This window comes from Oleiphilus sp. HI0043 (assembly GCF_001634935.1).
This window is the reverse complement of the sequence record NZ_LWEY01001287.1, coordinates 1-1,254: the sequence shown is the minus strand read 5'-3', so window position 1 is coordinate 1,254 and position 1,254 is coordinate 1. Positions and strand designations below refer to the sequence as shown.

Genomic DNA, 1,254 nt, shown 5'->3' with positions numbered 1-1,254 from the left:
CCAAAGTTGAACCACTTGTCTCTCCATTACCAATGCAAGACGCTTCTCAAGATATCTGGCACACTAAGTACCAGCTAAAAACTAAAACTGGTCAGGCCGTCGATCAAAACATTGACGCTACCTATGAGCGTGTTGCCAAAGCGCTTTCATCTGTAGAAGAAGAGGGCAAAAGAGAAACCGTCTACAACGACTTCAAGTGGGCACTAGAAAACGGCGTTATTCCAGCCGGCCGAATCATGTCTAATGCCGGCGCAGGCGAGCATAAGCCGGCAACATCAACCATTAACTGTACTGTCTCGGGTACTGTGTTCGATTCAATGGATGATATCTTGCTCAAAAACCATGAAGCAGGCCTAACTCTTAAAGCTGGTTGCGGTATTGGTTATGAGTTTTCAACGCTACGCCCTAAAGGTGCTTACGTTGCTGGTGCAGGTGCAACCACTTCAGGCCCTCTATCTTTCATGGATATCTTTGACAAGATGTGCTTCACCGTTTCATCTGCTGGTGGGCGTCGTGGTGCGCAAATGGCGACCTTTGATGTACACCACCCTGACGTTCTGGACTTCGTACGTGCAAAACGTGAAGACGGCCGACTACGTCAGTTCAATCTTTCATTACTAATTACCGAAGACTTCATTAAAGCGGTTCAGAATGACGCTGACTGGCAGCTATCCTTCCCTGTTACTGCTGAAGAAGTTGAAGAAGACAATCTTGACCTAAGTGATGAGAGCCAATTCGTATTTCGTAGCTTCCCAGTTAAAACAAGCTATATTACTAATGATGAAGGTCAGGTAGCGTGTCGCATTTATAACACTGTAAAAGCGAAGTACATCTGGGACAGCATCATGACGTCTACCTATGACTTCGCTGAGCCAGGCTTTATCCTTATCGATAAAGTTAACGAGATGAACAACAACTGGTATTGTGAAAACATTCGCGCAACCAACCCATGCGGCGAGCAACCTCTACCACCTTATGGCAGCTGCTTGCTAGGCTCGGTGAACCTGACCAAATTTGTTGAGCGTCCATTTACTGACAAAGCCTTTTTTAACTTCGAAAAGTATAAAAAAGCTGTGGGCATCTTTACGCGCATGCTTGATAACGTTGTCGAGATCAACGGCCTTCCGCTAATTGGCCAGCGTAACGAAATTAACTTCAAGCGCCGTCACGGTATGGGAATTCTGGGTCTTGGCTCTACCTGCACCATGCTTAAGATGGCTTATGGCTCACCTGAGTCAATCGAGTTTACTGAAA

1 protein-coding gene is annotated in these 1,254 nt (G+C 46.2%); it reads left to right on the top strand.

The window, feature by feature from the left end; genetic code table 11:
• Positions 1-32 precede the first annotated feature (32 nt).
• The coding region (locus A3729_RS16755; protein WP_369820141.1) for a ribonucleotide reductase N-terminal alpha domain-containing protein at positions 33-1,254 on the top strand (1,222 nt) is incomplete at its 3' end.